This is a genomic window from Kribbella speibonae (assembly GCF_004331375.1).
GTDB lineage: Bacteria > Actinomycetota > Actinomycetes > Propionibacteriales > Kribbellaceae > Kribbella > Kribbella sindirgiensis.
Genome location: NZ_SJKC01000006.1, coordinates 372,591 through 397,217 on the forward strand (window position 1 = coordinate 372,591; position 24,627 = coordinate 397,217).

Consider the following 24,627-nt stretch of genomic DNA (forward strand, 5'->3'; position numbering starts at 1 on the left):
ATGGCAACCATCACGATGGCGCGGGACCGCGGCGGCGTCCAGGTGGCCGACGTCCGCCGGGCGCGGCGCCGGCAGAACCTCACCGGCTGGCTGTTCATCAGCCCGATCGTGGTCGGCGTCGTGGCGTTCCAGTTCTTCCCGATCCTGGTCTCGATGGCCGCGTCGCTGACCGACTGGAACGGGATCGCGGCCCCGAAGTTCGTCGGGCTGCGGAACTTCACCGAGATGTTCGGCGACGATCCGCTGTTCCTGCAGACCTTCAAGAACACCGTCTACTTCACGCTGGCGAGCATCCCGCTGACGATCGGCATCGGCCTGGTGCTGGCGTTGCTCTGCGCCCGCCCGATCCGGGGTGTCGCGTTCTTCCGGACGGCGTACTTCGCGCCGTACGTGACGAACGTGGTGGCGATCGGGTTCGTCTGGTTCTGGTTCTTCCAGCCGGACAACGGGGTGATCAACGGGCTGCTCGACCAGCTCGGGATCCATGGCCCGCAGTGGCTGTCGAGCTCGAGCTGGGCGATGCCGGCGGTGATCATGGTCAGCGTCTGGCAGGGCATCGGGTATCCGATGATCATCCTGCTCGCGGGGCTGCAGGGGCTGCCGGCCGAGTACTACGAGTCCGCGCGGATCGACGGGGCGGGCGCGTGGCAGCGGCTGCGCTACATCACGCTGCCGTTGCTGACACCGCATTTCCTGTTCCTGCTGATCACGCAGTTCATCACGTCGTTCCAGGTGTTCGGCCTGATCTACGTGATGACCAAGGGCGGGCCGGGCCACGCCACCAGCGTCTACATCTTCAACATCTACCAGAACGCGTTCAGCTACGGAAAGGTCGGCTACGCCTCGGCGATGGCGTGGATCCTCTTCGCGGTGATCGCGGCCGTCACCTACCTGCAGTGGAAGCTGCAGAAGAGGTGGGTGTTCTACACATGAGACTCGTCTCCAAGACCTCGCAGTACGTCGTGATGTCCCTGTTCGCCATCGTTTTCCTGGCGCCGCTGGTATGGATGATCAGTGCCTCGCTGCGCCCGGAGGCGAAGGTGCTGAGCGTGCCGCCGAAGTTCCTGCCGACGGACGCGCACTGGGACAACTACCGGCAGGTGTTCGAGCTGATCCCGGTGTTCCTCTGGAACAGCGTGAAACTCGCCGGGCTGAACGTGATCGGGATCCTGATCGTCGCGTCGATGGCCGGCTACGCCTTCGCGCGGCTGCGGTTCGCCGGCCGGGACGCCGCGTTCATGGTGCTGCTCGCCACCTCGATCATCCCGGGGATCGCCTACCTGATCCCGCAGTACATCGTTTTCCGGCAGATCGGGTGGGTGGACACGCAGTACCCGCTGTGGGTGCCGAAGGTGCTCACGCCGGTGTTCGCGACGTTCCTGATGCGGCAGTCGTTCCTGACCGTTCCGCAGGAACTCGAGGACGCCGGCAAGATCGACGGGGCGTCCACGTTCGGCATCTACTGGCGGATCATGCTGCCGCAGACCAAACCGGCGCTGGCCGCGATCGGGGTGTTCACGTTCCTGGAGTCGTGGAACGACCTGTTCGGCCCGCTGATCTACATCAATTCCGAGAACCTGCAGACGCTGCCGGTGGCGCTGGCCCAGTTCCAGGGCGAGTACTTCACCCAGATCAGTCTGCTGATGTGCGGGGCGACCGTCTCGGTGGTTCCCGTCATCGCCGTCTTCCTCTTTGCCCAGCGCTATTTCATCCAAGGCATCACGATGACAGGAATGAAGGGGTGAGCACCGTGCCGGACCGGCTCGTTGCCATGCAGATCGGAGCCATCTCGTTCGTCGACGAAGGTGTCGACCGGACACTCGACATCCTGGCCGAACGCGGCGCGGTGAACGCGTTGTTCCTGGCCACGCCGACCTGGACCCGGGGAACCGGCGGGCGGCAGATCCCCGGGCACCCGCTCCCGGACCACGGGGTGGGCGAGTACGACCTCGGCTGGGTCGGCGGCAACTACGCGACCCCGCACCCGCAGTACTACGGAAATACCGTCCTCGGCGCGGTCGGAAAGGCGCCGGAAAATCCGGAATTCGACTTGCTCGGCGAGGTGCTTCCGAAGGCCCGCGAGCGCGGGATGAAGTCGTTCGCGTGGATGGAGGAGAGCGGCGGCGCGCGCGAGTTGCGGACCTACCCGAACTTCGCCAAGGTGCTCGAGGTCGACGCTTGGGGACGGCCGGGGCGGCGGCCGTGCTTCAACAACCCGGACTACCGCAACTGGCACCTCGGGTTCGTCGAGGACTACCTGCAGAGCTACCAGCTCGACGGGCTGGCCTGGTGCTCGGAGCGGCCGGGGCCGTTGAACATGCTGATGCAGGGCACGGTCGACGTCCCCGAGGTCGGGTGCTTCTGCCAGCACTGCCAGCGGATCGCCCGCGAGCGAGGCATCGACGTCGACCGCGCGCTGCGCGGGTACCGTGAGTTGGTCGACTGGAACCAGCGGGTGGGTGCCGGAGAGCGCCCGGTGGACGGCGCGTTCGTGGCGTTCTGGCGGATTCTGCTGAACTTTCCCGAGGTCCTGGCCTGGCAGACGTTGTGGACCGAGAGCCAGCGGCAGCTGTACCGCGACATCTACGGCGTGGCCAAGGCGATCGCACCCGAGACACAGGTCGGCTGGCACGTGTATCACAACATCTCGTTCAGCCCGTTCTACCGGGCGGACCAGGACTACACCGAGATGGCGAAGTTCTCGGACTTCGTCAAGGTCGTCATCTACAACAACTGCGCGGGACCGCGGTTCTTCACCTGGGTGAAGAGCATCTGCGGCGCGCTGTTCGCCGACGCGGAGCCGGCAGACGTCTACCCGTTGATGATGAAGCTGCTGCAGCTCGACGAAGGAGATTACGAGAAGCTGCCGCAGACCGGATTCACCGCGGACTACGTACGGCGGGAGACCGAGCGGGCCGTGGCGGGCGTCGGCGGGCAGAGCAAGATCTACCCGGGGATCGACATCGACATCCCGGTCGGAGTGGCGAAACAGCGCGGGCTGGAGTCGCCGCGGGACCTCGGTACCAAGATCAACTGGGACGACAACGAGGGCGAGCTGACCCGGTGCACCCGCGAGTCCGTGCGGGACGCGACGCTGGCCGCGTTCGAGGGCGGCGCGGAAGGCGTCGTACTGAGCCGGAAATACTCGGAAATGATGCTGGACAACCTTTCCGGCGCGGGCGACGCGGTCCGGAGCCTTCCGTGAAGCCCTGGTACCAAAGGACAGCGCGGTGGGCGCAGACCAACCTCACCGAGAAGGATCCGGCGCGGTACGACGTCGAGTGGTGGCGGGAGCACTGGCGGCGGACGCGCATCCAGGGCGTGATCGTCAACGCCGGCGGGATCGTCGCCTACTACCCCAGCAAGTTCGAGCTGCACCACCGAGCCGAGTACCTGGGGGATCGCGATCTGTACGGCGAGATCGTCGCGGCAGCGCGCTCCGAAGGGCTGACGGTGCTCGCGCGGATGGACTCCAACCGGGCCCACCAGCCCTTGTACGACGCGCACCCGGACTGGTTCGCAGTCGATGCCGATGGCAACGCGTATCGGGCCGGCCGCTTGTACGTCGCCTGCGTCACGGGCCCGTACTACCGGGAGTTCCTGACCGGGATCCTCGAAGAGATCATCGAGCGCAGCGCACCGGACGGCGTGACCGACAACAGCTGGAGCGGTCTCGGACGGGACTCGATCTGCTACTGCCCGAACTGCCGCGACAGTTTCGGCCAAGAGCTGCCGGCCGCGCCGGACTGGACGGATCCGGTCTACAAGCAATGGATCCGCTGGAGTTACGACCGGCGGCTCGCGGTCTGGGACCTGAACAACGAGGTGACCCGCCGCGCGGGCGGTCCGGACTGCCTGTGGATCGGGATGAACGGGGGCGAGGTCGTTGCGCAGAGCAAGAGACTGCGCGACGACGTCGAGATCTGCAAGCGGGCGCCGATCTTCCTGCTGGACTCGCAGTGGCGGCACGAGGACTCCGGGTTCCAGGCCAACGCCGATGCCGGAAAACGCCTGCACGGAATGCTCGGAACGGAAACACTGATTCCGGAAAGTACGGCGATGTACGACGCCGGCGTTCCGACGTTCCGGCTCGGAAGCAAACCCGAGCCGGAGGCGCGGATGTGGGCGATCGAGGGCTGGGCCGGCGGGATCCAGCCGTGGTGGCACCACATCGGCTCGGTCCATGACGACCGACGGCAGTACGCGACGGCGCAGCCGCTCTTCGAGTGGCACGAACAGCACGAGGAGTTCCTGGTCGACCGCGATCCGGTCGCCACGGTCGGCCTGCTGTGGAGTCAGCGGAGCGTGGACTTCCACGGGAAGGCCGATCCCGAGACGGTGAGCCAACTGCCTTACCGGGGATGGGTGGACGCACTGATTAGGGCGCGAGTCCCGTACCTGCCAACAGCGGTGGTGGACGACCGGTTCGATGTCCTGGTGGTTCCCAACGTGGGGGTCCTGACGTACGAGCAGCTCGCTCAGCTGGCCGCCTACGTGCAGGCCGGTGGAAGGCTGGTGGTGACCGGGGAGTCGGGGCTCTACGACGAGTGGGGCGACCGGCGGAGCGAGTGGGCGTTGGGCGAGCTGCTCGGCGTACGGCACACGGGTAAACGGCTCGGTGACGGGACGGTGACGGACTGGGAGAACTACGACAGCCACAGCTACCTGCGGATCGAAGACCGATCGGTTTTCGACGGTGATACGGATGTACTGCCGTTCGGCGGGCAGCTGGAGGTGGTCGAGTCGCAGGAACGGAAAGCGTTGTCGTGGATTCCGCCGTTCCCGATCTACCCGCCCGAGAAGTCGTGGATGGAGGAGCAGCGCACCGACGTACCCGCACTGGTCCTCGGCGAACGGACGGCGTACCTCGCGGCTGATCTGGACCGGTTGTACGCGAAGTACCACCACCCGGACCACGGGCAGGTCATGGCCAACCTCGTCCGTGACAACATCCCGCTCCAGGTTGAAGGGGCCGGCGTGCTGGATTGCCAGCTGTACCGCCAGGGCGACCGGCACGTCCTGCACCTGGTCAACCTCGATCAAGGCGGCGCCTGGCATGGTCGCCTGCAGGAGCTGACGCCCGCCGGCCCCTTCACGATCAAACTCAAAGCGAGCGGATCACGGGCGCGGCTCCTCGTCTCGGGCAGTGAGGTGGACGTGCGGGAGCAGGACGGCTGGATTACGGTCGGGGTAGACCGGATCACCGATCACGAAGTCGTCGTTCTGAGTTAAGGAGTTCCTGTGGCAGTCGAGGTCAGCGGCCCGATGGGCGAGCGGTACGACGAGATCCTCACCGAGCGTGCACTCGGACTGATCGAGACGCTGCACCGTGCGTACGACGGGCCGCGCCGGGAGCTGCTCGAGCGGCGTACGCAGCGGGTCGCGGAGATCGCGGCTGGGGCGTCGCTGGGGTTCCTGGCGGACACGAAGGACGTTCGGGACGACCCGGAGTGGCGGGTCGCGCCCGCTGCTCCGGGGCTGGTCGACCGGCGGGTGGAGATCACCGGACCGACCGACCGGAAGATGACGATCAACGCACTGAACTCGGGCGCCAAGGTGTGGCTGGCCGACCAGGAGGACGCGAACACGCCGACCTGGGAAAACGTTGTCGGCGGCCAGCTCAATCTGCTCGACGCGATCACCCGGCGGATCGACTTCAGCACCGACACGAAGAGCTACGCACTGAAGCCGGACGAGGAGCTGGCCACGATCGTTGTCCGACCGCGGGGCTGGCACCTGCCGGAGAAGCACGTCCTCGTCGACGGTGAGCCCACCTCCGGCTCGCTGGTCGACTTCGCGCTCTACCTGAGCGCTTGCGGGCAGCTCCAGCTCGACCGCGGCCAGGGGCCGTACTTCTACCTGCCGAAGATGGAGTCGCACCTCGAGGCGCGGCTGTGGAACGACGTGTTCGTCACCGCGCAGGAAGCGCTCGGCATCCCGCGCGGGACGATCCGCGCGACCGTGCTGATCGAGACCTACCCGGCCGCGTTCGAGATGGAGGAGATCCTGTACGAGCTGCGCGAGCACTCGGCCGGGCTGAACGCGGGGCGCTGGGACTACATGTTCAGCGTGATCAAGACGCACCGGACCCGAGGCAAGGACTTCCAGCTGCCGGACCGGAACAGCGTGACGATGACGGTGCCGTTCATGCGCGCCTACACCGAGCTGCTGGTGCGGACCTGTCACAAGCGCGGCGCGCACGCGATCGGCGGGATGGCGGCGTTCATCCCGAGCAAGGACCCGGCGGTGAACGAGGTCGCCTTCGCGAAGGTCGAGGCCGACAAGACCCGCGAGGCCGGCGACGGCTTCGACGGTTCGTGGGTCGCGCACCCGGGGATGGTCGAGACCGCGCTGAAGGTCTTCGACTCGGTCCTCGGCGAGCACCCGAACCAGGTCGACAAGCTGCGCGAGGACGTCGCGGTGACCGCCGAGCAACTGCTGGACGTGGCCGCCACGCCCGGCTCCATCACCGAGGAAGGTCTCCGCAGCAATGTCAGCGTCGCGGTGCAGTATCTGGCCGCCTGGCTCGACGGCACCGGCGCCGTCGGCATCTTCAACCTGATGGAGGACGCGGCCACCGCCGAGATCTCCCGGTCGCAGATCTGGCAGTGGCGCCGCAACCGAGTCACCCTCGACACCGGGGTAACGGTCACCACCGAATTGGTCGAGCGGATCGCCGACGAGGAGATCGCGAAACTCGGTACGCCGGAGCGGTACGACGCCGCTCGCGCCCTGTTCCTGGAGGTCGCGCTGGCCGACGAGTACGTGGACTTCCTGACGCTGCCGGCGTACGAGCGCTTCAGCTGACCTGGAGTCTGCCGCCAGGGGAGACCGATCTAGATCAATTTCGGTAATGGCCGTAAAGCGTTGACATCGACGCTTCCACGGCCCTACGGTCGCGCCATAAGTCGAGTTCAGGACGCCAGAAAGGCGACTCTCCATGGCCCACCGCGCGAGCTCGGTTCCCCCTGTCGGACAGACCAGGCGTGACTTCCTGCGACTGTCCGGTCTGACTCTGGCCGCCCTCGGCGGCAGCTGGTCGCTGACCGGTTGCGGTCTGTTCGGTGACGACAGCAAAGCGGCCGACGGTCAGTCGACGCTGAAGATCGACTACGTCCCGGTCGAGGTGCTGGACCCGCAGGTGATCACCAACGGCATGTGGATCCTCAGCCGTGGGATCTCCGAGGGCCTGGTGACCCAGAACGAGAAGGGCGACGGCGTGCTCCCGGCCGTCGCGTCCGAATGGAAGGTCTCCGACGACCACCTGACCTACACGTTCACGCTGCGCGACAACGCGCAGTGGTCCGACGGTAAGCCCGTCGTCGCCCAGGACTTCGAGCGGACCTACAAGCGGCTGTTCACCCCGGCGGCGACCTCGGCCGGCGGTACGACGCTCGGCGCGAACAGCTACCAGGTGTCGACCGGGATCAAGGGCGGCAAGGACTTCCTGGCCGGCGTACTGACCGACTGGTCGAAGGTCGGCGTGAAGGCGACCGGGGACCACGAGCTGGTCCTCACCCTGTCGAACCCGAACCCGGACTTCCTGCTGGCGCTGACCCACCCGGCGATGCTGCCGCTGCCGATGGACCTGGTCGAGAGCAAGCCGAAGGACTGGCAGAACCCGCCGAACTACGTGTCCAACGGGCCGTACACGGTGACCGAGTGGGTCCAGAACTCGAAGCTGATCCTGGTGCCGAACGAGAAGTACTGGGACCGCGGCAACGTCAAGATCGGCCGGATCCAGGTCAACCTGGTCGAGCCCAGCGCGGCGGCGACCGCCACCGTGGCGTACGAGAACGGCGAGACCGATCTGGTGCAGCTGGCCGGTCCCGACGTACTGCGGTTCCAGAAGGACGCGAACCTGTCGAAGGAGCTCGAGCAGACCGAGAACTACAGCATCCTCTACCTGGCGAAGCTGCGGAGCCAGCACGCCGCGATGGAGGACGTCCGGGTTCGCAAGGCGCTCTCGCTCGCGCTCGACCGCAAGACCCTGGCCGGCGTACAGCCCGGTCAGGAGCCTGGGGTCTCGCTGGTGACCAGCCGAACCGGGGGCTGGGACGCGAGTCTCGGGATCAAGGAGGATGTCGCCGAGGCGAAGCGGCTGCTCGCCGAGGCCGGCTATCCGAACGGCCAGGGCCTGCCGCCGGTGCGGATCCTCGTCGGCGTACCGGACACCACGCTCGCCGACGCGATGGTGGACAGCTGGACCAAGCAGCTCGGGATCAAGGCGAGTGTCGACCACGTCGAGGCCGGCGTGTACACCGAGCGGCGGTGGCAGGTTCAGAAGGGCAACTACATCGGCTTCTACTACGGCACGTTCGCCGGGCTGCCGACGTGGCCGACGATGGTCGGCTCGCTGTGGTCGCCGAAGAACGTGCAGGAGATCAGCCTGCCGAGCGACCAGTGGCAGAAGTACCAGGCCGTGCAGGAGGACAAGAAGCTCTCGCCGGCGGACAAGACCGCGCAGCTCGACGCGATCCTCGCCGGGCACGCCTCGAAACCTGCGCGGGAGATCGGCGCGCTGGTCGACAAGGCCAACACCGAGGTGGACGACGCCAAGCGGATGGACCTGTACAAACAGGCCGCCAAGTTGCGCGAGGAGCAGTACCTGTACCTGCCGGTGCTCTGGCTGAGCCTCTTCCACGCGGTCAAGCCGAAGGTGCACGGGCTGCAACTGCGGGCCTATCCGGACTACTTCTACCTCAAGTCGCTGAGCGTAGGGAGCTGACGTGGGGCTCGCCGGTTACATCGGCAAGCGGGCTGTGCGCCTGGTCCTGTCCTTGATCGCGGTCTCGATCCTCACGTTCACCCTGCTGCAGCTCGCGCCCGGCAACTTCGCCGACCTGCAGCGGGTGAACAGCGGCGCCACCAACTTCGGCGGTGTCGGCACCGAGTCGATGGTCGGCGAGCTCGAGACCCGGTACGGCGCCGACGTACCGGTCTGGAAGCAGTACCTGATCTTCATGAAGGGCGCGGTCGTCTGGGACTTCGGACCGTCGTACAAGTACGCGAGCCGCAACGTGCAGGACATCATCTCCGAGGCGTTCCCGGTGTCGGCGACGCTAGCGGTGCTAGCGGTTCTACTCGCGCTGCTGATCGCCGTACCGGTCGGGGTGTTCGCGGCGTTGCGGCAGAACTCGAAGTCCGACCACACGACGATGTTCGTGGTCACGCTCGGGCACGCCCTGCCCAGCTATCTGACCGCGGCGTTCATGATCCTGCTGTTCTCCGCGACGCTGAAGTTGTTGCCGTCCGGCGGCTGGAACGGCCCGGAGGACATGATCCTGCCGGTGCTCGCGCTCAGCCTCGGCCCGGCCGCGGTGCTGGCGCGGTACGTGCGGTCGAGCATGCTGGAGACGCTCCGCGAGGAGTACGTCACCGCGGCGCTGGCCAAGGGCGGCCCGCGGCGTACCGTCATCATCCGGCACGCCCTGCGCAACTCGTTGATTCCCCTCGTCACCGTGGCCGGTCCGCTGCTGGCGGCGCTGATGACCGGCACGGTGTTCGTCGAGGCACTGCTGCGGATCCCCGGTCTCGGCCTGTACTTCGCGAACGCGGCGGCCAGCCGGGACATGCCGTTGCTGATGGGTACGGCGTTGTTTTTCGCGCTGATCCTGATGGTGACCAACCTGGTCGTGGACCTGATCTACGGACTCCTCGACCCCCGAATCCGTACCGTGGGAGGTGGGTCCCATGACGGCCACTGAGGGCGTCGAGGCCGTGGTCGGTACGACGGGTACCGGCGAACCGGAGCCGATCGAGCGCGGCACCACCGCACGCGGGCCCTGGTCGCGGGCGTGGTCCCGGTTTCGCAAGCACCGGCTGGCGTTCGGCAGTCTGATCTTCTGCGCGCTGCTGATCCTCACCGCGATCGCGGCGCCGCTGATCGCGCCGTACGGCTATGAGGAAACCGACATCCAGCACAAGCTGGCGGGGCCGGGCGCTCCGGGGCATCTGCTCGGCACCGATCTGCTCGGCCGGGACATCCTCAGCCGGCTGATCTACGGTCTGCAGACGGCGCTGACCGTGGCGTTCGGTGCTGAGCTGACGGCGCTCGTACTGGCGTTGGCGATCGGGCTGCTGGCGGGCTATCTCGGCGGCCGGGTCGAATCGTTGCTGATGGCCTTCACCGACGTGATGTACGCGTTCCCCAGCTACCTGTTTGCGGTCGTGATGGTCACCGTGCTCGGGCGCAGCATCTTCGCGCTGGTGGTCGCGATCGGCATCGCGTCGTGGGTCACCCAGGCGCGGCTGGTCCGGGCCCAGGTGATGACGCTGAAGGAACGCGAGTACGTCGAGGCGGCCCGGTCGATGGGCGCCAAGGGCAGCACGATCGCGATCCGGTACATCCTGCCGAACGCGATCGGGCCGATCCTGGTCACCACGAGCTTCGCGATCCCGGCCGCGATCGCCGCCGAGGCCGGTCTCGCTCTGCTCGGGCTCGGTGTCCAGCCGCCGACGCCGTCGTGGGGCGCGATGATCAGCGAGGGCAGCCGGTACCTGCTCGCCGCGCCGCACATGCTGGTCGCGCCGGCGGTGCTGTTTGCCCTTACTTTGCTGGCGTTCACGTGGATCGGTGACGGCGTACGGGATGCTTTCGACCCGAGTGGGGAGCAGCGATGAGTTCTGAGGCGTTGCTTTCGGTCCGTGGGTTGCGGACGACGTTCCGGCGCGACGGCGCCGAGCCGCTGACGGCCGTCGACGGGGTGTCGTTCGACGTACGCCGTGGGCAGGCGCTGGCGATCGTCGGCGAGAGCGGAAGCGGTAAGAGCGTCACGATGCGCAGCGTGATGGGCATCCTGCCGCGGACCGCGCGGATCACCGACGGCCAGGCGATGTTCGGCGGGCGGGACCTGCTGGCGATCGGGGACAAGGAGTTGCGCAAGGTCCGCGGGCGCGACATCGCGATGGTGTTCCAGAGCGCGATGGAGGCGATGAACCCGACGCTGACGCTGGAGCGCCAACTCACCGAACACCTGCTCTGGCACGGGATCTGCAACAAGGCCGAAGCTCGCAAGCGGGCGATCCGGGCGCTGGGTGACGTCGGGATCCCCGACCCGGAGAAGCGGATCCGCACGTACCCGTTCCAGCTGTCCGGCGGGATGCGGCAACGCGCGATGATCGCGATGGCGATGGTGACCGAGCCGGCGCTGCTGATCGCCGACGAGCCGACCACCGCCGTCGACGTCACCGTGCAGCGGCAGATCCTCGACCTGCTGGCGGAGCTGAAGAACCGCGGCACCGGCGTCATCATGATCACCCACGACCTCGGCGTCGCCCGCTACTTCTGCGACGACGCGGTGGTGATGTACGCCGGTCGCGTGGTCGAGCGGGCGCCGATGGACCGGCTGCTCGACGACCCGCGGCATCCGTACAGCGTCGGGCTGCTCGGCTCCGGGGTCGAGGTCGGCGGCCGGGAGCTGCCGTTGCGGCCGATCCCAGGTAGTCCGCCCGACCTGTCTCATCGCCCCGAGGGCTGCCCGTTCCATCCACGGTGTGCGCAGGCCGAAATGCCCCGCTGTGGGACCGAGCAGGAAAGCCTCACGATCGCTCCCGGCCGGGACGCGGCTTGCTGGAAGGTGACGGTCGATGCCTGACGAACTGGTCCACGCTTCATCGGTGACCAAGGTGTTCCGGACCCGTGCCGGTGAGGTGCGCGCTGTCGATGACGTCTCGCTGACCGTGCACCGCGGCGAGACGCTCGGTCTGGTGGGGGAAAGCGGCAGCGGGAAGTCCACGATGGCACGGCTGATGATGGGTCTGCAGACCCCGACGTCCGGGCGGGTCGAGTTCGACGGGCAGGACCTGAGCAAGCTGCCGGCTCGTGAGTTGCGGTTGTTGCGGCCGCGGATGCAGATGGTGTTCCAGAACCCGTACGGGTCGCTGCTCCCACATTTCAGTGCCATCGGCAACGTGATGGAGCCGCTGCGCTTGCACGAACGGGGCGACAAGGAGTCCCGGCGTACCAAGGCCCTTGAGTTGCTGGACTTGGTCGGTATCAATACCGGCCACGCGGAGCTGTACCCCCGTCAGTTCTCCGGCGGTCAGCAGCAGCGCATCGCAATCGCCCGTGCGCTCGCGCTCGAACCCGACCTGCTGGTGTGCGACGAGCCGACGTCGTCCCTCGACGTCTCGATCCAGGCCCAGATCCTCGAACTCTTCACCGACCTCCGAGACCGCCTCGGCCTGTCCTTCCTGTTCATCTCCCACAACCTCGCGGTCGTAGAACGCCTCGCCGACCGCGTGGCAGTCATGAACAAGGGCCGCGTAGTCGAGGAGGGTTCCACCGAGGACCTCTTCCGCGCCCCCCAAGACGACTACACCCGCCAACTGCTCTCCGCCGTACTCCCCATCCGTCAGGCCCACGGACTTTGATGGGTTGACGTCCGAGATGCCGGGTTTGCGTCCGGGATCTTGGACGTGAACCCGGCATCTGGTGGGTGTACCCATCAGATGCGTCCTCAGTCGGCTGCCTGTGCTGCTGCGGTGATGGCGGTTGCGATGGCGTGGGTTTGGGCTTCGGTGCCCAGGAGGTAGGGCTGGGGCAGCCAGATGGTGTCTGTGGAGACCTGGTCGGCGTTCGGGCAGGCCGCCTCGGGGTAGGGCTGGCCTAGGCGGGTGGTGATTGCCTGGGCTTCTTCGAGTACGGCGTGGTTGCGGTGGAGGGGGACGTAGCCGCTGGAGGCTCGGGTGATGCCAGCCTCCGCCAGGGACTCGAGTACGGCGGCGCGGTTGCGGACTCGGAGCATGAAGAGGTGGCGGCCGTGGGCGGTGATTGATGGGTCTTCGGGGGCGAGCTGGATGCCGTCGACGTCGGTCAGCAGGTCCGTGAGGAGCCGGGCGTTACGTTCGCGGACTTCCTGCAGGGCGGGGTGACGCCGAAGCTGGACGCGCAGGATCGCGGCCTGGAACTCGGTCAGCCGCAGGTTGTACCCGACTGCCTCGTGCTGGTACCACCCACCGCCCGGCACCCGGCCGACGTTCACCAGCGAGTACACCGCGCCGGCCAACTCCGCGGAGTCGGTAAGCACTGCGCCGCCTTCCCCGGCGGTGATGTTCTTGCTGCTCTGGAAGCTGAACGTGCCCAGGTCACCGATCGCGCCGACCGGGCGCCCCTTGTACGCCGCCCCGTGCGCCTGCGCCGCGTCCTCGACGATCGTCAACCCGTGCTTGGCGCCGAGTGCGGTGAAGGCGTCCATGTCCGCCGGCCGGCCCGCGAGATGAACGACGACGATCGCCTTCGTCCGTTCGGTGATCGCCGCCTCGGCCGCGGCCGGATCGAGGAGATGGGTGTCCGCGTCCACGTCCGCGAAGACCGGTACCGCACCCACGAAGAGCGCCGCCGAGGCAGTAGCGATGAACGTGTACGGCGGCACGATCACCTCGTCGCCGATGCCGACGCCGGCCGCCCGCAGCGCCACCGCGATGGCGAGGGTCCCGTTGGCGAGGCAGATCGCGTGCCCCGCCTGCTGGTACTCCGCGAACTCCTGCTGGAAGGTGGCGACGACGTCCCCGCTGGTGCTGCCCCACTTCCCGGAGTTCAGCACCTCCAGCAGGGCCTTCGCCTCGTCATCGCCGTACTGCGGCCACTCGGACGTCATGGTGTGATCACCCATCTGTTGTCTCCGGCAACGATATCCGCGGTCAGTTCGACGAAGGTCCGGCCGAGCCGTACCACCGCCCGGGCCGAACCCTCGCCCTCCTTCACGACAGGGTCAGTGGTGCCCGGTACGGCGATCAGCACCGCAGCGCCAGGCACCGGCTCCACAGCCTCTGCTCGTACTGCGAACCCGTCCGGATGCGGCTCGACAGACAGCACGACTCCCCGCCGGCTGCGTTCCCAGCTGTTGATCCGGGTGGCCGTCCACCACGGCATTCCGCGCCGCCGGGCCTCCGCGGCGAGCTCGATACAAGCCGCCCGGGTCGGTGGGCGATGGTGCAGATGCGGCCCGTGGAACAGGAAATGTGCGACGCCGTGTACCGACTGCGCGCCGTCCAGGATCACGTCCCGGACGGAGACATGCCCGGCCCAGGCGAGATCCTGAGTGTGCAGCGGGAGATTGAGTACGTCGTACAACCGATTGCCCTCAGCAACGGGTGCGAGCGGGAACGACACGTGCGAGGCGCCGAACGTGAAGCCCACATCGCCTTGTTTGCTAGGCCCGCGCGACTCGTCGATCTGGAGGCCGAGCCGTTCGCACCAGGTGTAGAACTCGGTCCAGCCTTCCCAGCGCGTGTAGTGGTTCTTGTTCGAGACGATCTGCTCGGTCCCGGTGACGGCCTGCGCCCACGCGTACTGAGCTCGCGCAAACGGCCAGCCCCATACCGCGAGGTCCGCATCGCCCATCGCGTTGTAATGCAGGGCATTCTCATGGCCGGCTGCGGTAATCGCCGTGTACAGCGAAGGGGAGTAACCGCCCGGGAACACGTGGCACCACGTGACCTGAACGTCCGCCTCGGCGAACGCGTCGAGTGCCGCCTGCCCGTGCTCCTCGACGTTCTGGTCGGAGTCGTGCGACATGTGCGCGACGGCGTCGACACCCGCCGGCCAGTACCAGAGCCACGGCACCGCCGCGCCGGCCTGTGCAGTGCCCCACCACAAGCTCTGCGCGAACAACGAGCACCACCAGTCGGCCTGCGGCTGGTCAAACATCGGTACGGCGCTCGGCGGCGGATAGGTGTGCTCGTACGTCGGGAGCAGTTCCGGCTCACCTGGTGGCATCGCGCGGTCCCGCTCGAAGCTGAGCACCATCCCGTCCTCGCATTTGAGGATGCCGTCGTCGATCGGCGCGGTGCCGTCGGCGGCCGGTGCGCCGTCGGCGGTGACGGCGTACCCCTGCTGGATCCGGACGATGGTCTGCCACAGGTCGACGCCGTACGTCAGCACGGCGCCCGCGCCGAGTCGGCGGAGGCTGGCGGCGGCCGCGTCGTTGTCCTGCCAGCGGGCGAGCACCTCCATGTCCTGACCGATGAGTCGATGACCGCCGACGGCATGCAGCGCGACCGGCGGGCGGGATGACCAAACGGGGGTTTCGGACAGTACGACGTGGCCGTCCGCGACCGTTTCTCCCGCTGCGACGCCGGCGAGCGCGGCCAGTGGACCGGGATCGCCGACGAGGATCAGGACCCCGCCGTCGCGCACCCACTGCTCGAGCCCGTCAGCCGGGCCATCAGGAGTGGTGGCGAAGACCAGCACGGATACGTCGTCCGGCGGTGCGGCGGCTGCGCTGAGGGAGATGGACCGGTACGGCAGCCTCAGGTGCCCGAGCACCTCGGCCAGGTAGACCCACCAGGCGTCCTGGCCCGCCTGGTGGGCCCGCTCGGTCGCGGCCTGGTTGTCCACCACTGCGACTGCATGAAGGGGTTCTGGCACGCGACCAACCCTGCCTCAGGCGTCTCCCTTCGGCAAGGCCTAAATAGCTGTTATGGACGACCGTAATAACTATCGCGGAATCTTCTCGACCAGAAGCTGGTACGGGCGTGGAGGCCGGCCGAGTTTGCTCGAGCGGGGTGGGGGCATCGGCCAGGCCAGGCCTTCGTCGACCAGGGTGCTGAGCGTTCGGCGGGCGGTTCGCAGGGTGACGCCGAGGAGTTCGGCGACCTTCTCCGCGTCGACGATCCGCTCGGTGTCGTTGGCGTTCTCCAGTTGCTCGGCGAGCGTGGCGAGGATCTGGAGTGCGCGTGAGTCGCCCGGCACCGCGCGCTCGGCGGCGCGTGTGCGCTCGCCGGGTACCTGCAGGACGAAGCCGTGCGGCCCGACCACGAACGCCGTACCGCCGCCGGCTGCCTTGTCGACGGCGGACTGCGCGTTCACCTCCGCCTCGCGGGTCGACGTACCGAGCCCGATGCCGACCTCGAGCCGGATCCCCAGCTCCTCGGAGATCCGGTCCAGGAAGGGCGCCATCGACAGGTTGTCGGTGGCCAGCCGCAACGAGCCCATCGTCGTGACGATCAGGAAGCTGTGCTCGTCCCGCGGCACCACCGCCGCGTCCATCGGCCGGGCGTCGCGCAGCAGCTCGCGGTGCAGCGACAGCCGCAGCTCCTGGTACCAGTACGCGCTGGCGCTCGCGTGCGCCGGCAACGACGCGGCGGGCACCCGGACGATCATCGTGACGATCCGGGACTCCTCGAGTTTCGCGCCGCTGCCCATCAGGATCGCTGTGGTCAGCGCCTGCCGGATCGTCATCGACGACGGCGTCATCCGCAGCACCGGTACGCCGGCCTTCTGCAACGCGACGTCGACGGTCGGCACCGTGGTCACCGCCCCGGTGGTCCGCCCGCGCTCGTGCAGCGTGCGGTGGAAGTCGAGGAACGTCTCGGCCGACTCCGGACCGGTGTACTCCTTCAGCCGTACGCCGGACGCGCTCAGGCCGATCTCTTCGTAGACGTGGGTGAGATCGCGCCGCGACATCGTGTCGACGCTGATCCGGGCCGGGTCGAAGACCTTCTCGAGCACGCCGCGGAGCAGGGTCGAGAACAACGCCGGCCCGCCGCTCGGCACGTACGTCGCCGGCACCGGCAGGCCGCCCGCGACCGCCACGTCGTACGGCAGCGGTCCCGCGAACAGGAAGGAGTCCACGCGGGACGCGATCCGCGCCGCCTGCTCGTGCGCGTCGTGCTCGTCGGCGTACTGGGCGGTGACCAGTCGCAGGCCGGGGTTGTCCAGCTCGCGGGCCAGATTGATGATCCGGTGCACGATCTGCTCGGCGCCGACAACGCCGACCGTCACCTGTTCATGGGTCGCCACTCCGTCAGGTTAACGGGGTGGGTCGACGTTGACGGTCGGGATCCCGCCGCCCGCGCGGGCGATGATCGCCAGGGACGGGTCGGCGGTGGGGTTGCTCTCGCGGTGCACGGTGAAGGCCGGTACGTGCACGAAGTCGCCGGCGACCGCGTCGAGGTACTCGTCGGTGCCCTCGAACTCGAGCCGCAGCACCCCGGACACGATGTAGAGGCTGCTCTCGTTCCGATCATGGTGATGCCAGCCGGAGATCGCCCCGGGCTGCGTGATGACCTGGCCGGCCCACAGGATCGGGAGCTCGAACGCTCGCATCCGGAGCATGCCGGCCGTCGGGTCGGCGGCGACGAGATCACCCGCCTTGATCACACGCACTGGCTCAGCCATGGCAACAGTCTGCCTCCGCGCGACCTCCTCCGGCCAACGCAGTGGCGCGTAAGGTTCGGCTATGGCGAGGATTGTGTTGCGGGTCCGGCTGATCAGTGGCGACCAACTGGACGTCGCCTACGAGGAGCCCGGGGCGGCGGACGACGTGACGGTGCAGCACGCCGTCACAGCGCTCGCGGGTGATACCGGCGTGCTGCGGTGCAGACACGGCGACCGCGAACTCGTGCTGTACTCCCGCGGAGTCGCCGCCATCGAGATCGCGCCACGAGGCGCCGTGCTGTAGCCGGATGCCCCGGCTGGTGCGCCGGGGCATCCAAGCAACCTAACGCTTCGGGTAGGCCGCGTCGACTTCTACCTCGACGAGCCAGCCGCCGACCGGGAGGTTCTCGATCTCCAGGGCGAAGCGCGACGGGCGGGACTTGTTGACCACGAACGGTTTCGCCGGTGCCGCCGTACCGAGGGGGACGGGGACGTAGGCGCCGGTGGTGAGGTCGGTGTTGGCGAAGTACTGGCGGTACGCGCGATTCCAGCCGGCGAAGTCGGCGACCGTCGCGCCGGCCGGGTTCTGCAGGAAGACGCGCATCGTGTAGACGTCGGCGTACGACAGACCGGCAGCCGCGAGGTTCTCGCCGATCCGCCGCAGTGCGTTGATCCCTTGGGCTTCGGTGATCGTGACGCCCGCGGGCAACGTGCCGCCCGGGAAGACGGCCGTGTCGATGTACGCCGCCTCGGACCCGGCCGGTGCGCCGGTGTTGAGCGCCGACGGCCCGATGCCACTCGTCTTGTAGACCGGAGTGTTGGCGCCGATCCCGACACCGCTCGCGATCATCGGATTGGCCTGTCCGGCGGGCAGGGCGGGTACGACGGTGCCAGGTTTCGGCGGCTTCGGCTTGTCCCACCAACCCGCGGCGGTCGTGGCGCCACCACCGAAGGACAGCGCCACGACGGCGACACCGGCGATCAGAGAGCGGCGCTTCATCGGTTCACCACCCGGGTGTGCAGGGCGGTCACGGCCGCGCGAGCGGACACCATCGCACCGTGCTGCCAGGCGATGGCGTGCGACAGGTGGTCGCCGGCGAAGTAGATGTTGCCGGTGGCATCGAGCAGCCGGGCGTAGATCCCGTCGGTCTGCGACGGCCAGCTGACCCAGGACGCCTCGGAGTACTTGGTGCCCAGCCAGTTGACCGAGAACGACGCCTTCACATCCTTCGTGTAGACGTCACCGTGCATCTTGGCGCCCTGCATCAGCGCGCGCTCCAGCCGGGCGGCCGGTGTCAGAGCGCCGTACGTGTTGGCGTTGGCACCGGTGTTGTAGTAGCCGATCATGGTGCCGCGGTCGCCGTGGAAGCCGTACGACGGATACCAGGTGTTCACCGTGTCGAGGCTGCTGTTGGTGATGCCGCCGTAGATCCGGTGGTCCTCCTCCCACCAGCGCCGGCCGTACTCGATGCCGATCTTGCCCGCGTTCGTCGGCCGGGCGTACTTGAGTGCCTCGACGATCGGTGCGGGCAGGTTCGACGGGACCTTCGCGGCCAGGTGCGGGGGCAGCGTGCAGATCGCGTAGTCCGCGGTGATCATCCTGGTCCGCGATCCGGTCTTGTACGTGACCTGGACACCGTTGCCGGTGTTGCTCAGCCCAGTGACCTCGGCGCCGTACCGGATCTTGTCCTTGCCGACGGCGCGCTCGAACGCGTACGGGATCCGGTCCATCCCGCCGACCGGCTGGAACATCATCACCGCCTGGTCCCAGCCGAACTCGAACGAGAAGTAGTTGCCGACACCGCTGGCGAACACGTCGCTCAGTGCGTACGGCGCCGCCGTCGTACCGCCCTCCATCCCCGCGCCCGGTTCAACCGTGTAGCCGCGCCGCCCGTCGGTGCCGGTGTAGGCGAACCCGGAGGCCTTGTTCCCGATCGAGCCGAAGCTGCTGAGGAATGAGGTCAGCGCTTCCTTGTCGGCCGCGGTCAGCAGGGTGTCGAGCGCGCCCTGATCGGCGGCCGTGGCGAGCAGTTCGGCGACGTACCCGTACACGTCGGCCTTGGCGGTGCGGTGCCGGATCGGCTTGTTCGACAGGCTGGTGGTGCCTTCGCGATAGAGGTACGCGTCCGCGTTCTGGTTGACGAACGGTTCGATCGCGACGCCGAGCTCGCGGCAGTAGTCGAGCGTCACGTGATGCTGCGGCAGCCGCGCCGGACCGGCGTTCATGTACTGACCCGGCGAGAACGTCGCGCGCTGGGTGTGCCCGGCCAGATCGGTCTCGACGGTGCCGCCGCGCACGGTCCAGTTGCGGCCGCCCGGACGCTGCCGGGCCTCGAGCAGCGTGACCTTGTAGCCGGCCTTCAGGAGTTCGTACGCCGACGTGAGTCCGGCGATCCCGGCGCCGAGAATGACGACGTGCTTGGCGCCGCGGCCGTTGAGATCGGCCCGCGACGGGGCGGCGTACGCGGGCGTTTCGGCGACGCCCGTGAGGCCGAGCGCCGACATGGTGGAGTAGAGCACCCCCGCTCCACCGGTGATACCGACCTGCTGCAGGAATTGACGACGTGCCTGCGCCATGCCTTCTCCTCACTGGGCAACTGAGTAGCTGACCAAGAAGGTAAGGACATGGTGTTTTCGTAGCGTGACAGGACCGTAACGTGTTGACGCTCGTACTGACAGGTATGTTTCGGCTTAACGAACCTGTTGGAGCAGCGCCTTCGCCGCGCCGGCGATTTCCGTGTAAACGCCGGGCTTGCCGGGTTGGGCGCAGCCCTGGCCCCACGAGACGACGCCGAGCAGCCGGCCGTTCAGGACGAGCGGGCCGCCGGAGTCGCCCTGGCAGGCGTCGGTGCCGCCCGCGAGATAGCCGGCGCAGACGTTGGTCGCGGCGGCGTACCCGTTGGAGACGTAGCTCTTGACCGCCAGGCAGGCCTGGTCGCCGAGGTCGGGTACGGCGGCCTTCTGCAGGGTCTCGTCCGGACCGGTGCCCTGCGTGTCGCCCCATCCGTAGACCGTCGGTACGGCGCCTCGCCGGTCCGCGCGCGCACGGGTCTCGAGTGGCAGCACCGGTACGCCGACGAACGGCGTCGCCAGCGTCAGCACCGCGACGTCGTACCGGTGATCCTTCGTGTTGTAGCCCGGGTGAACCCACGCCTTGCTGATCGCCGACACCTGTCCGACCGAGTCGTCCTCGAGGTTCGCCCGTCCCTGCACGGCGTAGTACGTCGACACCGCCTCGTCCATGCAGTGTGCGGCCGTCACGATCTTGTCCGGCGCCACCAGGGCGGCCCCGCAGTACCGGCCGCTCGACGACACGGACTGCGTGTTGTTCAACGCGATCGCCCACGGCGCCTCGGTCGTACTCGCGACCGTCCCTCCGACGACCACTGGTTTCGCACCGGCCGTAACAACCAGGAGAACACCGACAAGAAGGACAGCCCGCTTGAACATTCACTACTCCACGTGAGACAACGATCGCTGCAAGTAAAGTCCCACACCGAGCGCGATCGTCCACAGCCCCCACGCCGTACTCCCGAGCAGTCCGGCCGCGTCCCACACCGGAAAGCCGGGGAACGCGGTCGCCAGGACATCGCCCTGGTTGGCGAAATACAGCACGCTCGCCGCGAGCCCCGACCACCCGATCCATCGCGGCAGCGCGCGCGTCCGCAGTACGACGACACCCACCGAGACGCTCCACGCGATCGCGAGCAGTTGCCCCAGGTGCTCGCCTAGCAGTGCGCCGCCGAACTGGTGCTGTGCGGTCCATGCCGCGGCCGCCGTCGGGTCGCCGTCCGCATGTTCGCGGGCCAGCGGCGGTACGACGAATACCCAGCGCAGGAAGCCGATGAGGGACAGCAGAACGGATGCCGCACCTAGCGCGGTCGCGATGCGGAGCGGCTGTTTGATTGCCTGCGGCAACATCAGGATCGGGATCGCGAGCAGGCCGTACGTCCAGGCGGTGGCGAACCAGGTCCAGGTCAGTCCGGTCCCGCCCTCGGCGTACTCGGTCAGCACCTTGCCGGCCGGCTCGCGGAGGATGTCCGGCCAGTCGAAGGTCGCGGACAGGACGGATGCGGCGACGGCGAAGCTCACCGCGGCGACGACGAACAGGATTCCAGTGGTACGGCGCATGACCCCTCCGAAGAAATTGTACGGTGTACAGAGATAGTCTGCGGGTAATTCTGTACGCTGTCCAGAGATGACTCCGCGAGGGCGGCCCGGGCCGCGACGAACCCTGACCGAGGACGAGCTGCTGGATGCCGCGCTCGAGCTGCTGGACGAGGGCGGACAGGCCTCGATCCGCGGGATCGCCGCGAAGGTCGGCGTGGCGCCGAACGCCGTCTACACCTACTTCCCGGACAAGTCCGCGGTGATCGCCGCGCTGATCGAGCGGCTGCTCGGTGACGCCGACAGCGGCGGCTTCGCGGACGAGAGCCGACCGTGGCGGGAGCGGATCGAGGCGCTCGCGCTCGACGTCCGGGCCAACCTGGTCGCGCACCCCGGCGCCGGGGCCCTGCTGATGAGCGGTCCGATGGACGGTCCGCGGACGACGGCGCTGAACGAGCGGCTGCTCGGTCTGCTCATCGACGCCGGTCTCGATCCGGCCGACGCCGCGCGGTCGACGTACCTGCTGATCGTCTACGTTCTCGGGTCGATTGCCCTCGAGGTCGCGGACGAGACCGACCCCGGACCGCTCCCGCCCGAGGACGCCCGGGTGGCTCGGCGGCGCGCGACGTACGACCAGATCCCGGCTGAGGTCTTCCCGCGGTCAGCCGCGGCGGTGCCGACGATGGCGCGGTTCATCACCACCGAGCAGTACCTGTGGGGTCTACGCCGGATCCTGGACGGCATCAAGAGCTGACTGGGGCCTGCAGGCTTCCGTAGCGCTCCATGCGTTGCCAGCGGAGCCTGGTGCCGGCCAGTGCGGTGAAGACCGACTGGATGACCACCAAGTACATCAGCTGGCGGTAGACGAACTGCTGCAACGGCAGCGTCCACAGCGGTCCGGCCCGCTCCCCGTCGAGCCAGAACGCGTAGAAGCCCATGGCGACCTGCAGTACGACGAAGCCGGCCCAGACCGACAGCACGCGGACCGGGTTGAGGAACACCAGGCCGTAGATCGCGAACACGTCGACAACGGGTGCCAGCAGTGGCAGCAGCACCTGGAAGAGCATGAGGTACGTCAGACCGCGACGGCCGAACTTCCCGGCCCGGCCGCCCTGCACCATCGCCCCGCGGTGCTTCCACATCGCTTGGAGCGTCCCGTAGCACCAGCGGTACCGCTGCCGCCACAGTGCGCCCAGAGACGCCGGCGCCTCGGTCCACGCCACCGCACTCTCCTCGTAGACCACCCGCCAACCGTCTCGGCACAGTGCCATGGTCAGGTCGGTGTCCTCGGCCAGCGTCACGTCACTCAGTCCGCCGATCCGCTCCAGCGCCGTACGCCGGAACGCGCCGACCGCGCCGGGCACGGTCGGCATGCACTCGGCGAGATCGAACAACCGGCGATCCAGGTTGAACCCGATCACGTACTCGATGTGCTGCCAGCGACCGAGCAGACCGCGCCGGTTGCCCACCTTGGCGTTGCCCGACACCGCCCCGACGGACGGGTGCCCGAACGGCTGGATGAGCTTGCGGACGGCGTCCGGCTCGAACACGGTGTCGCCGTCGACCATCACGATCAACTCGAACCGTGCCGCGCGCAGCCCGGTGTTCAGCGCGATCGGCTTGCCGGAGTTGGCCTGCCGGATCACGCGGACCCCAGGGATGTGCAGTGCTTCGACAAGGTCCGCCGTACCGTCCGTCGACCCGTCGTCGACGACGATCACCTCGAGCGGGTGGTCCGAGGCCACCAGCGAACGGATCGCGGCCTCGATCCCCGCGCTCTCGTTGTACGCCGGAACGATGACGCTGACCGGTTCCGTCACCGGGGGCCCGTACGACCAGCCGCGCATCCTCACGTGTCTTCGGGCCGCGATGACCGTGGTGATCGCGCGCAGCACGCTCAGCGCGCCGGCGGCGTACAGCAGCCAGCCGATCAGGGCCATCACGGCGTCACTGATCCGCATCACCCAGATGACGGCCAGACCCCGGCCGCGGTCCAGCACACTCGCCTTACGGGTGGGGTCCGGCAGGCCGACCGAGTCGCTGACCGTGGCGAACCGGAAGCCACGGGCCTTCAGCCGGGGGAGCAGTTTGCTCAGCGCCTCGACCGTCTGGCTGCGGTCGCCGCCCGCGTCGTGCATCAGCAGCACCTGTCCGGCTGTGCTGCGCGGCATCGAGTTGGCAATGACCTGTGCGGTCCCGGGCTTCCGCCAGTCCTCACTGTCCTGGCTGGTCAGCACTGCCAGGTACCCGGCCTTACGCGTCTCCTGGAGTGCCTTCCAGTCGCGGTCGGTCAGGGCACTCGGCTCGGAGGAGTACGGCGGCCGCAGTAGCGTCGTACTGACACCCGTCGCACCGGCGAGGATCAGTTGGCTCTGCTTGAGCTCCAGCGAGCGGCGCCACGAGGAGGCGGTCGTCAGGTTCGCATGAGTGAAGCTGTGCACCGCGATCTGGTGACCTTCGGCCACGATCCGGCGGGCCAGGTCCGGATGAGCGGCGACCGCGGTGCCGACGACGAAGAACGTCGCATGGACCTGCTGTTCCCGCAGCAGGTCCAGGATCTTCGGGGTCCAGACCGGATCGGGGCCGTCGTCGAAGGTGAGCGCGATCGTGCGGGCCTTCGGTGACACGGACCGCGGAGTGCCGTCACCGGCGTCGATGACCGGTCCGCCGGTGACGATCTGCCGCGGTACCGATCCGGATCCTCCGGTCGGCTGGACCGCGCCGTCGGGCTCTGTACCGAACATGTGGTGCGTGTAGCCGTTCAGCAACAGCATGCTGGCCAGGCAGACCAGCAGCATGGTCAGCACGATCCAATGGGTGCGGAGCGGGACCTGCTTGGCGCGTCTCGCGGCCGGTCTGCTCACGGTGCGGTCGGCGTCTTGGTCTTACCGGGTGGAGCGGTCGGCTTGTTGCCGTGCGTCGTGGTGGTCGTCGCTGTCGGTGTGGGCGTGGTCGTCGTCGGTGAGTTCGTCCGGCCCGGCGGTGTGGTCGTGGTCGTCGTCGGAGCAGTCGTCGGTACGACGGTCGGCGGCGGCACCGGGGTCACCGGCGGGACGCTGGTCGGGACGATCGTCGGACTCGAGGTCGGTCCGCCGCTGGTGGAGGACTGCGGGGTGGAGTTCGGCTCGTCGTTCGGCGTATCCGAAGTCGTCGTCGGACGGGGTGTCTCGAGTGCGATCTCGGCCGGCGGCGCGGTCGGCCGGTGCTTGGGTTTGGCTGCTTCCGGGAGCGGGATGAGCGGGGTGTCCATCCGCGGTCCGCCGAGCAGACTACTGACCATGAGCACGAGGTAACCGACGGTAGGTACGGCGAGGAAGGCGCCAGTTCTGCGGATGGTGCGACGGCGGCGCCCGGTCGAGTCGAGGAAGACCGGCCGCCGGTGGGAATGCGACTTCACAAGCGCGAGAGCTTAGTCG

The 24,627-nt window shown here is 68.0% G+C and carries 22 protein-coding genes; 12 read left to right on the forward strand and 10 right to left on the reverse strand.

Annotated elements, in window-relative coordinates:
• From E0H92_RS36155 to E0H92_RS36200, 10 genes are all read left to right on the forward strand, one after another.
• Positions 1-933 (forward strand): carbohydrate ABC transporter permease, encoded by a 933-nt coding sequence (locus E0H92_RS36155; protein WP_238153212.1) that lies wholly within the window; start codon positions 1-3, stop codon positions 931-933.
• Positions 930-1,745, forward strand: coding sequence for a carbohydrate ABC transporter permease (locus tag E0H92_RS36160; RefSeq protein ID WP_131295283.1), 816 nt, complete (start codon positions 930-932; stop codon positions 1,743-1,745). The genes E0H92_RS36155 and E0H92_RS36160 overlap by 4 nt, the downstream gene beginning before the upstream one ends.
• Positions 1,742-3,205: a glycoside hydrolase family protein gene (locus E0H92_RS36165; protein WP_131499383.1), complete on the forward strand. Its 1,464-nt coding sequence runs from the start codon at positions 1,742-1,744 to the stop codon at positions 3,203-3,205. Before E0H92_RS36160 ends, E0H92_RS36165 begins: the two co-directional genes overlap by 4 nt.
• Positions 3,202-5,232 carry an alpha-amylase family protein gene (locus E0H92_RS36170; RefSeq protein ID WP_238173749.1) on the forward strand — a complete coding sequence of 677 codons (2,031 nt, stop codon included), beginning with the start codon at positions 3,202-3,204 and terminating at the stop codon, positions 5,230-5,232. Before E0H92_RS36165 ends, E0H92_RS36170 begins: the two co-directional genes overlap by 4 nt.
• Before the next feature lie 9 nt (positions 5,233-5,241).
• The gene (aceB, locus tag E0H92_RS36175; RefSeq protein ID WP_131499384.1) at positions 5,242-6,807 is read left to right on the forward strand and encodes a malate synthase A; all 1,566 of its coding nucleotides are present in this window, start codon (positions 5,242-5,244) and stop codon (positions 6,805-6,807) included.
• Positions 6,808-6,940: 133 nt separating this feature from the next.
• Positions 6,941-8,728 (forward strand): peptide ABC transporter substrate-binding protein, encoded by a 1,788-nt coding sequence (locus tag E0H92_RS36180; RefSeq protein WP_131499385.1) that lies wholly within the window; start codon positions 6,941-6,943, stop codon positions 8,726-8,728.
• Between the two features lies 1 nt (position 8,729).
• Positions 8,730-9,707 carry an ABC transporter permease gene (locus E0H92_RS36185; RefSeq protein ID WP_131466366.1) on the forward strand — a complete coding sequence of 326 codons (978 nt, stop codon included), beginning with the start codon at positions 8,730-8,732 and terminating at the stop codon, positions 9,705-9,707.
• Entirely contained in the window at positions 9,694-10,623 is a 930-nt protein-coding gene (locus E0H92_RS36190) for an ABC transporter permease (RefSeq protein ID WP_131499386.1), read from the forward strand. Before E0H92_RS36185 ends, E0H92_RS36190 begins: the two co-directional genes overlap by 14 nt.
• Positions 10,620-11,597: an ABC transporter ATP-binding protein gene (locus tag E0H92_RS36195; protein ID WP_131499387.1), complete on the forward strand. Its 978-nt coding sequence runs from the start codon at positions 10,620-10,622 to the stop codon at positions 11,595-11,597. Before E0H92_RS36190 ends, E0H92_RS36195 begins: the two co-directional genes overlap by 4 nt.
• The gene (locus E0H92_RS36200) at positions 11,590-12,375 is read left to right on the forward strand and encodes an ATP-binding cassette domain-containing protein (RefSeq protein WP_131466360.1); all 786 of its coding nucleotides are present in this window, start codon (positions 11,590-11,592) and stop codon (positions 12,373-12,375) included. The genes E0H92_RS36195 and E0H92_RS36200 overlap by 8 nt, the downstream gene beginning before the upstream one ends.
• Positions 12,376-12,461: 86 nt before the next feature.
• On the opposite strand, the gene E0H92_RS36205 is transcribed toward E0H92_RS36200, so the two are convergent.
• The 4 genes from E0H92_RS36205 to E0H92_RS36220 all read right to left on the reverse strand — a co-directional run bounded on the left by E0H92_RS36205 (position 12,462) and on the right by E0H92_RS36220 (position 17,125).
• Positions 12,462-13,616, reverse strand: coding sequence for a DegT/DnrJ/EryC1/StrS family aminotransferase (locus E0H92_RS36205; RefSeq protein WP_131499388.1), 1,155 nt, complete (start codon positions 13,614-13,616; stop codon positions 12,462-12,464).
• Positions 13,598-15,373, reverse strand: a complete 1,776-nt coding sequence (locus E0H92_RS36210; RefSeq protein ID WP_131499389.1) for a polysaccharide deacetylase family protein — start codon at positions 15,371-15,373, stop codon at positions 13,598-13,600. Before E0H92_RS36210 ends, E0H92_RS36205 begins: the two co-directional genes overlap by 19 nt.
• A gap of 69 nt (positions 15,374-15,442) precedes the next feature.
• Complete coding sequence (locus E0H92_RS36215; RefSeq protein WP_131466353.1) at positions 15,443-16,747, reverse strand: transcriptional regulator; 1,305 nt, start codon at positions 16,745-16,747, stop codon at positions 15,443-15,445.
• Positions 16,748-16,756: 9 nt separating this feature from the next.
• Positions 16,757-17,125 (reverse strand): cupin domain-containing protein, encoded by a 369-nt coding sequence (locus tag E0H92_RS36220; RefSeq protein ID WP_131466351.1) that lies wholly within the window; start codon positions 17,123-17,125, stop codon positions 16,757-16,759.
• 61 nt (positions 17,126-17,186) lie between these two features.
• Between E0H92_RS36220 and E0H92_RS36225 the strand changes: the two genes are divergently transcribed.
• Entirely contained in the window at positions 17,187-17,408 is a 222-nt protein-coding gene (locus tag E0H92_RS36225; protein ID WP_131466349.1) for a hypothetical protein, read from the forward strand.
• A gap of 39 nt (positions 17,409-17,447) precedes the next feature.
• Here E0H92_RS36225 and E0H92_RS36230 read toward each other — a convergent pair whose 3' ends face one another.
• The 4 genes from E0H92_RS36230 to E0H92_RS36245 all read right to left on the reverse strand — a co-directional run bounded on the left by E0H92_RS36230 (position 17,448) and on the right by E0H92_RS36245 (position 21,235).
• On the reverse strand, positions 17,448-18,104 hold the full coding sequence (locus E0H92_RS36230; RefSeq protein WP_131499390.1) for a Rid family hydrolase: 657 nt from the start codon (positions 18,102-18,104) through the stop codon (positions 17,448-17,450).
• Positions 18,101-19,681: a flavin monoamine oxidase family protein gene (locus E0H92_RS36235; protein ID WP_131499391.1), complete on the reverse strand. Its 1,581-nt coding sequence runs from the start codon at positions 19,679-19,681 to the stop codon at positions 18,101-18,103. The genes E0H92_RS36230 and E0H92_RS36235 overlap by 4 nt, the downstream gene beginning before the upstream one ends.
• 114 nt (positions 19,682-19,795) lie before the next feature.
• A complete protein-coding gene (locus E0H92_RS36240; protein ID WP_131499392.1) occupies positions 19,796-20,554 on the reverse strand; it encodes a S1 family peptidase in 759 nt (252 codons plus the stop codon).
• A 3-nt stretch (positions 20,555-20,557) separates the two neighbouring features.
• Positions 20,558-21,235 (reverse strand): DUF4386 domain-containing protein, encoded by a 678-nt coding sequence (locus E0H92_RS36245; protein WP_131499393.1) that lies wholly within the window; start codon positions 21,233-21,235, stop codon positions 20,558-20,560.
• 67 nt (positions 21,236-21,302) lie between these two features.
• On the opposite strand from E0H92_RS36245, the gene E0H92_RS36250 reads away from it, so the two are divergent.
• Positions 21,303-21,965 carry a TetR/AcrR family transcriptional regulator C-terminal domain-containing protein gene (locus E0H92_RS36250; protein ID WP_131466339.1) on the forward strand — a complete coding sequence of 221 codons (663 nt, stop codon included), beginning with the start codon at positions 21,303-21,305 and terminating at the stop codon, positions 21,963-21,965.
• On the opposite strand, the gene E0H92_RS36255 is transcribed toward E0H92_RS36250, so the two are convergent.
• Both E0H92_RS36255 and E0H92_RS36260 read right to left on the reverse strand, forming a co-directional pair.
• Positions 21,955-24,075: a bifunctional polysaccharide deacetylase/glycosyltransferase family 2 protein gene (locus E0H92_RS36255; RefSeq protein WP_238153209.1), complete on the reverse strand. Its 2,121-nt coding sequence runs from the start codon at positions 24,073-24,075 to the stop codon at positions 21,955-21,957. The genes E0H92_RS36250 and E0H92_RS36255 overlap by 11 nt on opposite strands.
• A complete protein-coding gene (locus tag E0H92_RS36260; RefSeq protein WP_131466336.1) occupies positions 24,072-24,608 on the reverse strand; it encodes a hypothetical protein in 537 nt (178 codons plus the stop codon). Before E0H92_RS36260 ends, E0H92_RS36255 begins: the two co-directional genes overlap by 4 nt.
• Positions 24,609-24,627: the final 19 nt, after the last annotated feature.

Excerpts from the sequence above, each read along its gene's own strand:
- E0H92_RS36155 (WP_238153212.1), top strand. The coding sequence starts at position 1 with ATGGCAACCATCACGATGGCGCGGGACCGCGGCGGCGTCCAGGTGGCC.
- E0H92_RS36160 (WP_131295283.1), top strand. The coding sequence starts at position 930 with ATGAGACTCGTCTCCAAGACCTCGCAGTACGTCGTGATGTCCCTGTTC.
- E0H92_RS36180 (WP_131499385.1), top strand. The coding sequence starts at position 6,941 with ATGGCCCACCGCGCGAGCTCGGTTCCCCCTGTCGGACAGACCAGGCGT.
- E0H92_RS36190 (WP_131499386.1), top strand. The coding sequence starts at position 9,694 with ATGACGGCCACTGAGGGCGTCGAGGCCGTGGTCGGTACGACGGGTACC.
- E0H92_RS36195 (WP_131499387.1), top strand. The coding sequence starts at position 10,620 with ATGAGTTCTGAGGCGTTGCTTTCGGTCCGTGGGTTGCGGACGACGTTC.
- E0H92_RS36200 (WP_131466360.1), top strand. The coding sequence starts at position 11,590 with ATGCCTGACGAACTGGTCCACGCTTCATCGGTGACCAAGGTGTTCCGG.
- E0H92_RS36205 (WP_131499388.1), bottom strand. The coding sequence starts at position 13,616 with ATGGGTGATCACACCATGACGTCCGAGTGGCCGCAGTACGGCGATGAC.
- E0H92_RS36220 (WP_131466351.1), bottom strand. The coding sequence starts at position 17,125 with ATGGCTGAGCCAGTGCGTGTGATCAAGGCGGGTGATCTCGTCGCCGCC.
- E0H92_RS36225 (WP_131466349.1), top strand. The coding sequence starts at position 17,187 with ATGGCGAGGATTGTGTTGCGGGTCCGGCTGATCAGTGGCGACCAACTG.
- E0H92_RS36230 (WP_131499390.1), bottom strand. The coding sequence starts at position 18,104 with ATGAAGCGCCGCTCTCTGATCGCCGGTGTCGCCGTCGTGGCGCTGTCC.
- E0H92_RS36235 (WP_131499391.1), bottom strand. The coding sequence starts at position 19,681 with ATGGCGCAGGCACGTCGTCAATTCCTGCAGCAGGTCGGTATCACCGGT.
- E0H92_RS36240 (WP_131499392.1), bottom strand. The coding sequence starts at position 20,554 with ATGTTCAAGCGGGCTGTCCTTCTTGTCGGTGTTCTCCTGGTTGTTACG.
- E0H92_RS36245 (WP_131499393.1), bottom strand. The coding sequence starts at position 21,235 with ATGCGCCGTACCACTGGAATCCTGTTCGTCGTCGCCGCGGTGAGCTTC.
- E0H92_RS36250 (WP_131466339.1), top strand. The coding sequence starts at position 21,303 with ATGACTCCGCGAGGGCGGCCCGGGCCGCGACGAACCCTGACCGAGGAC.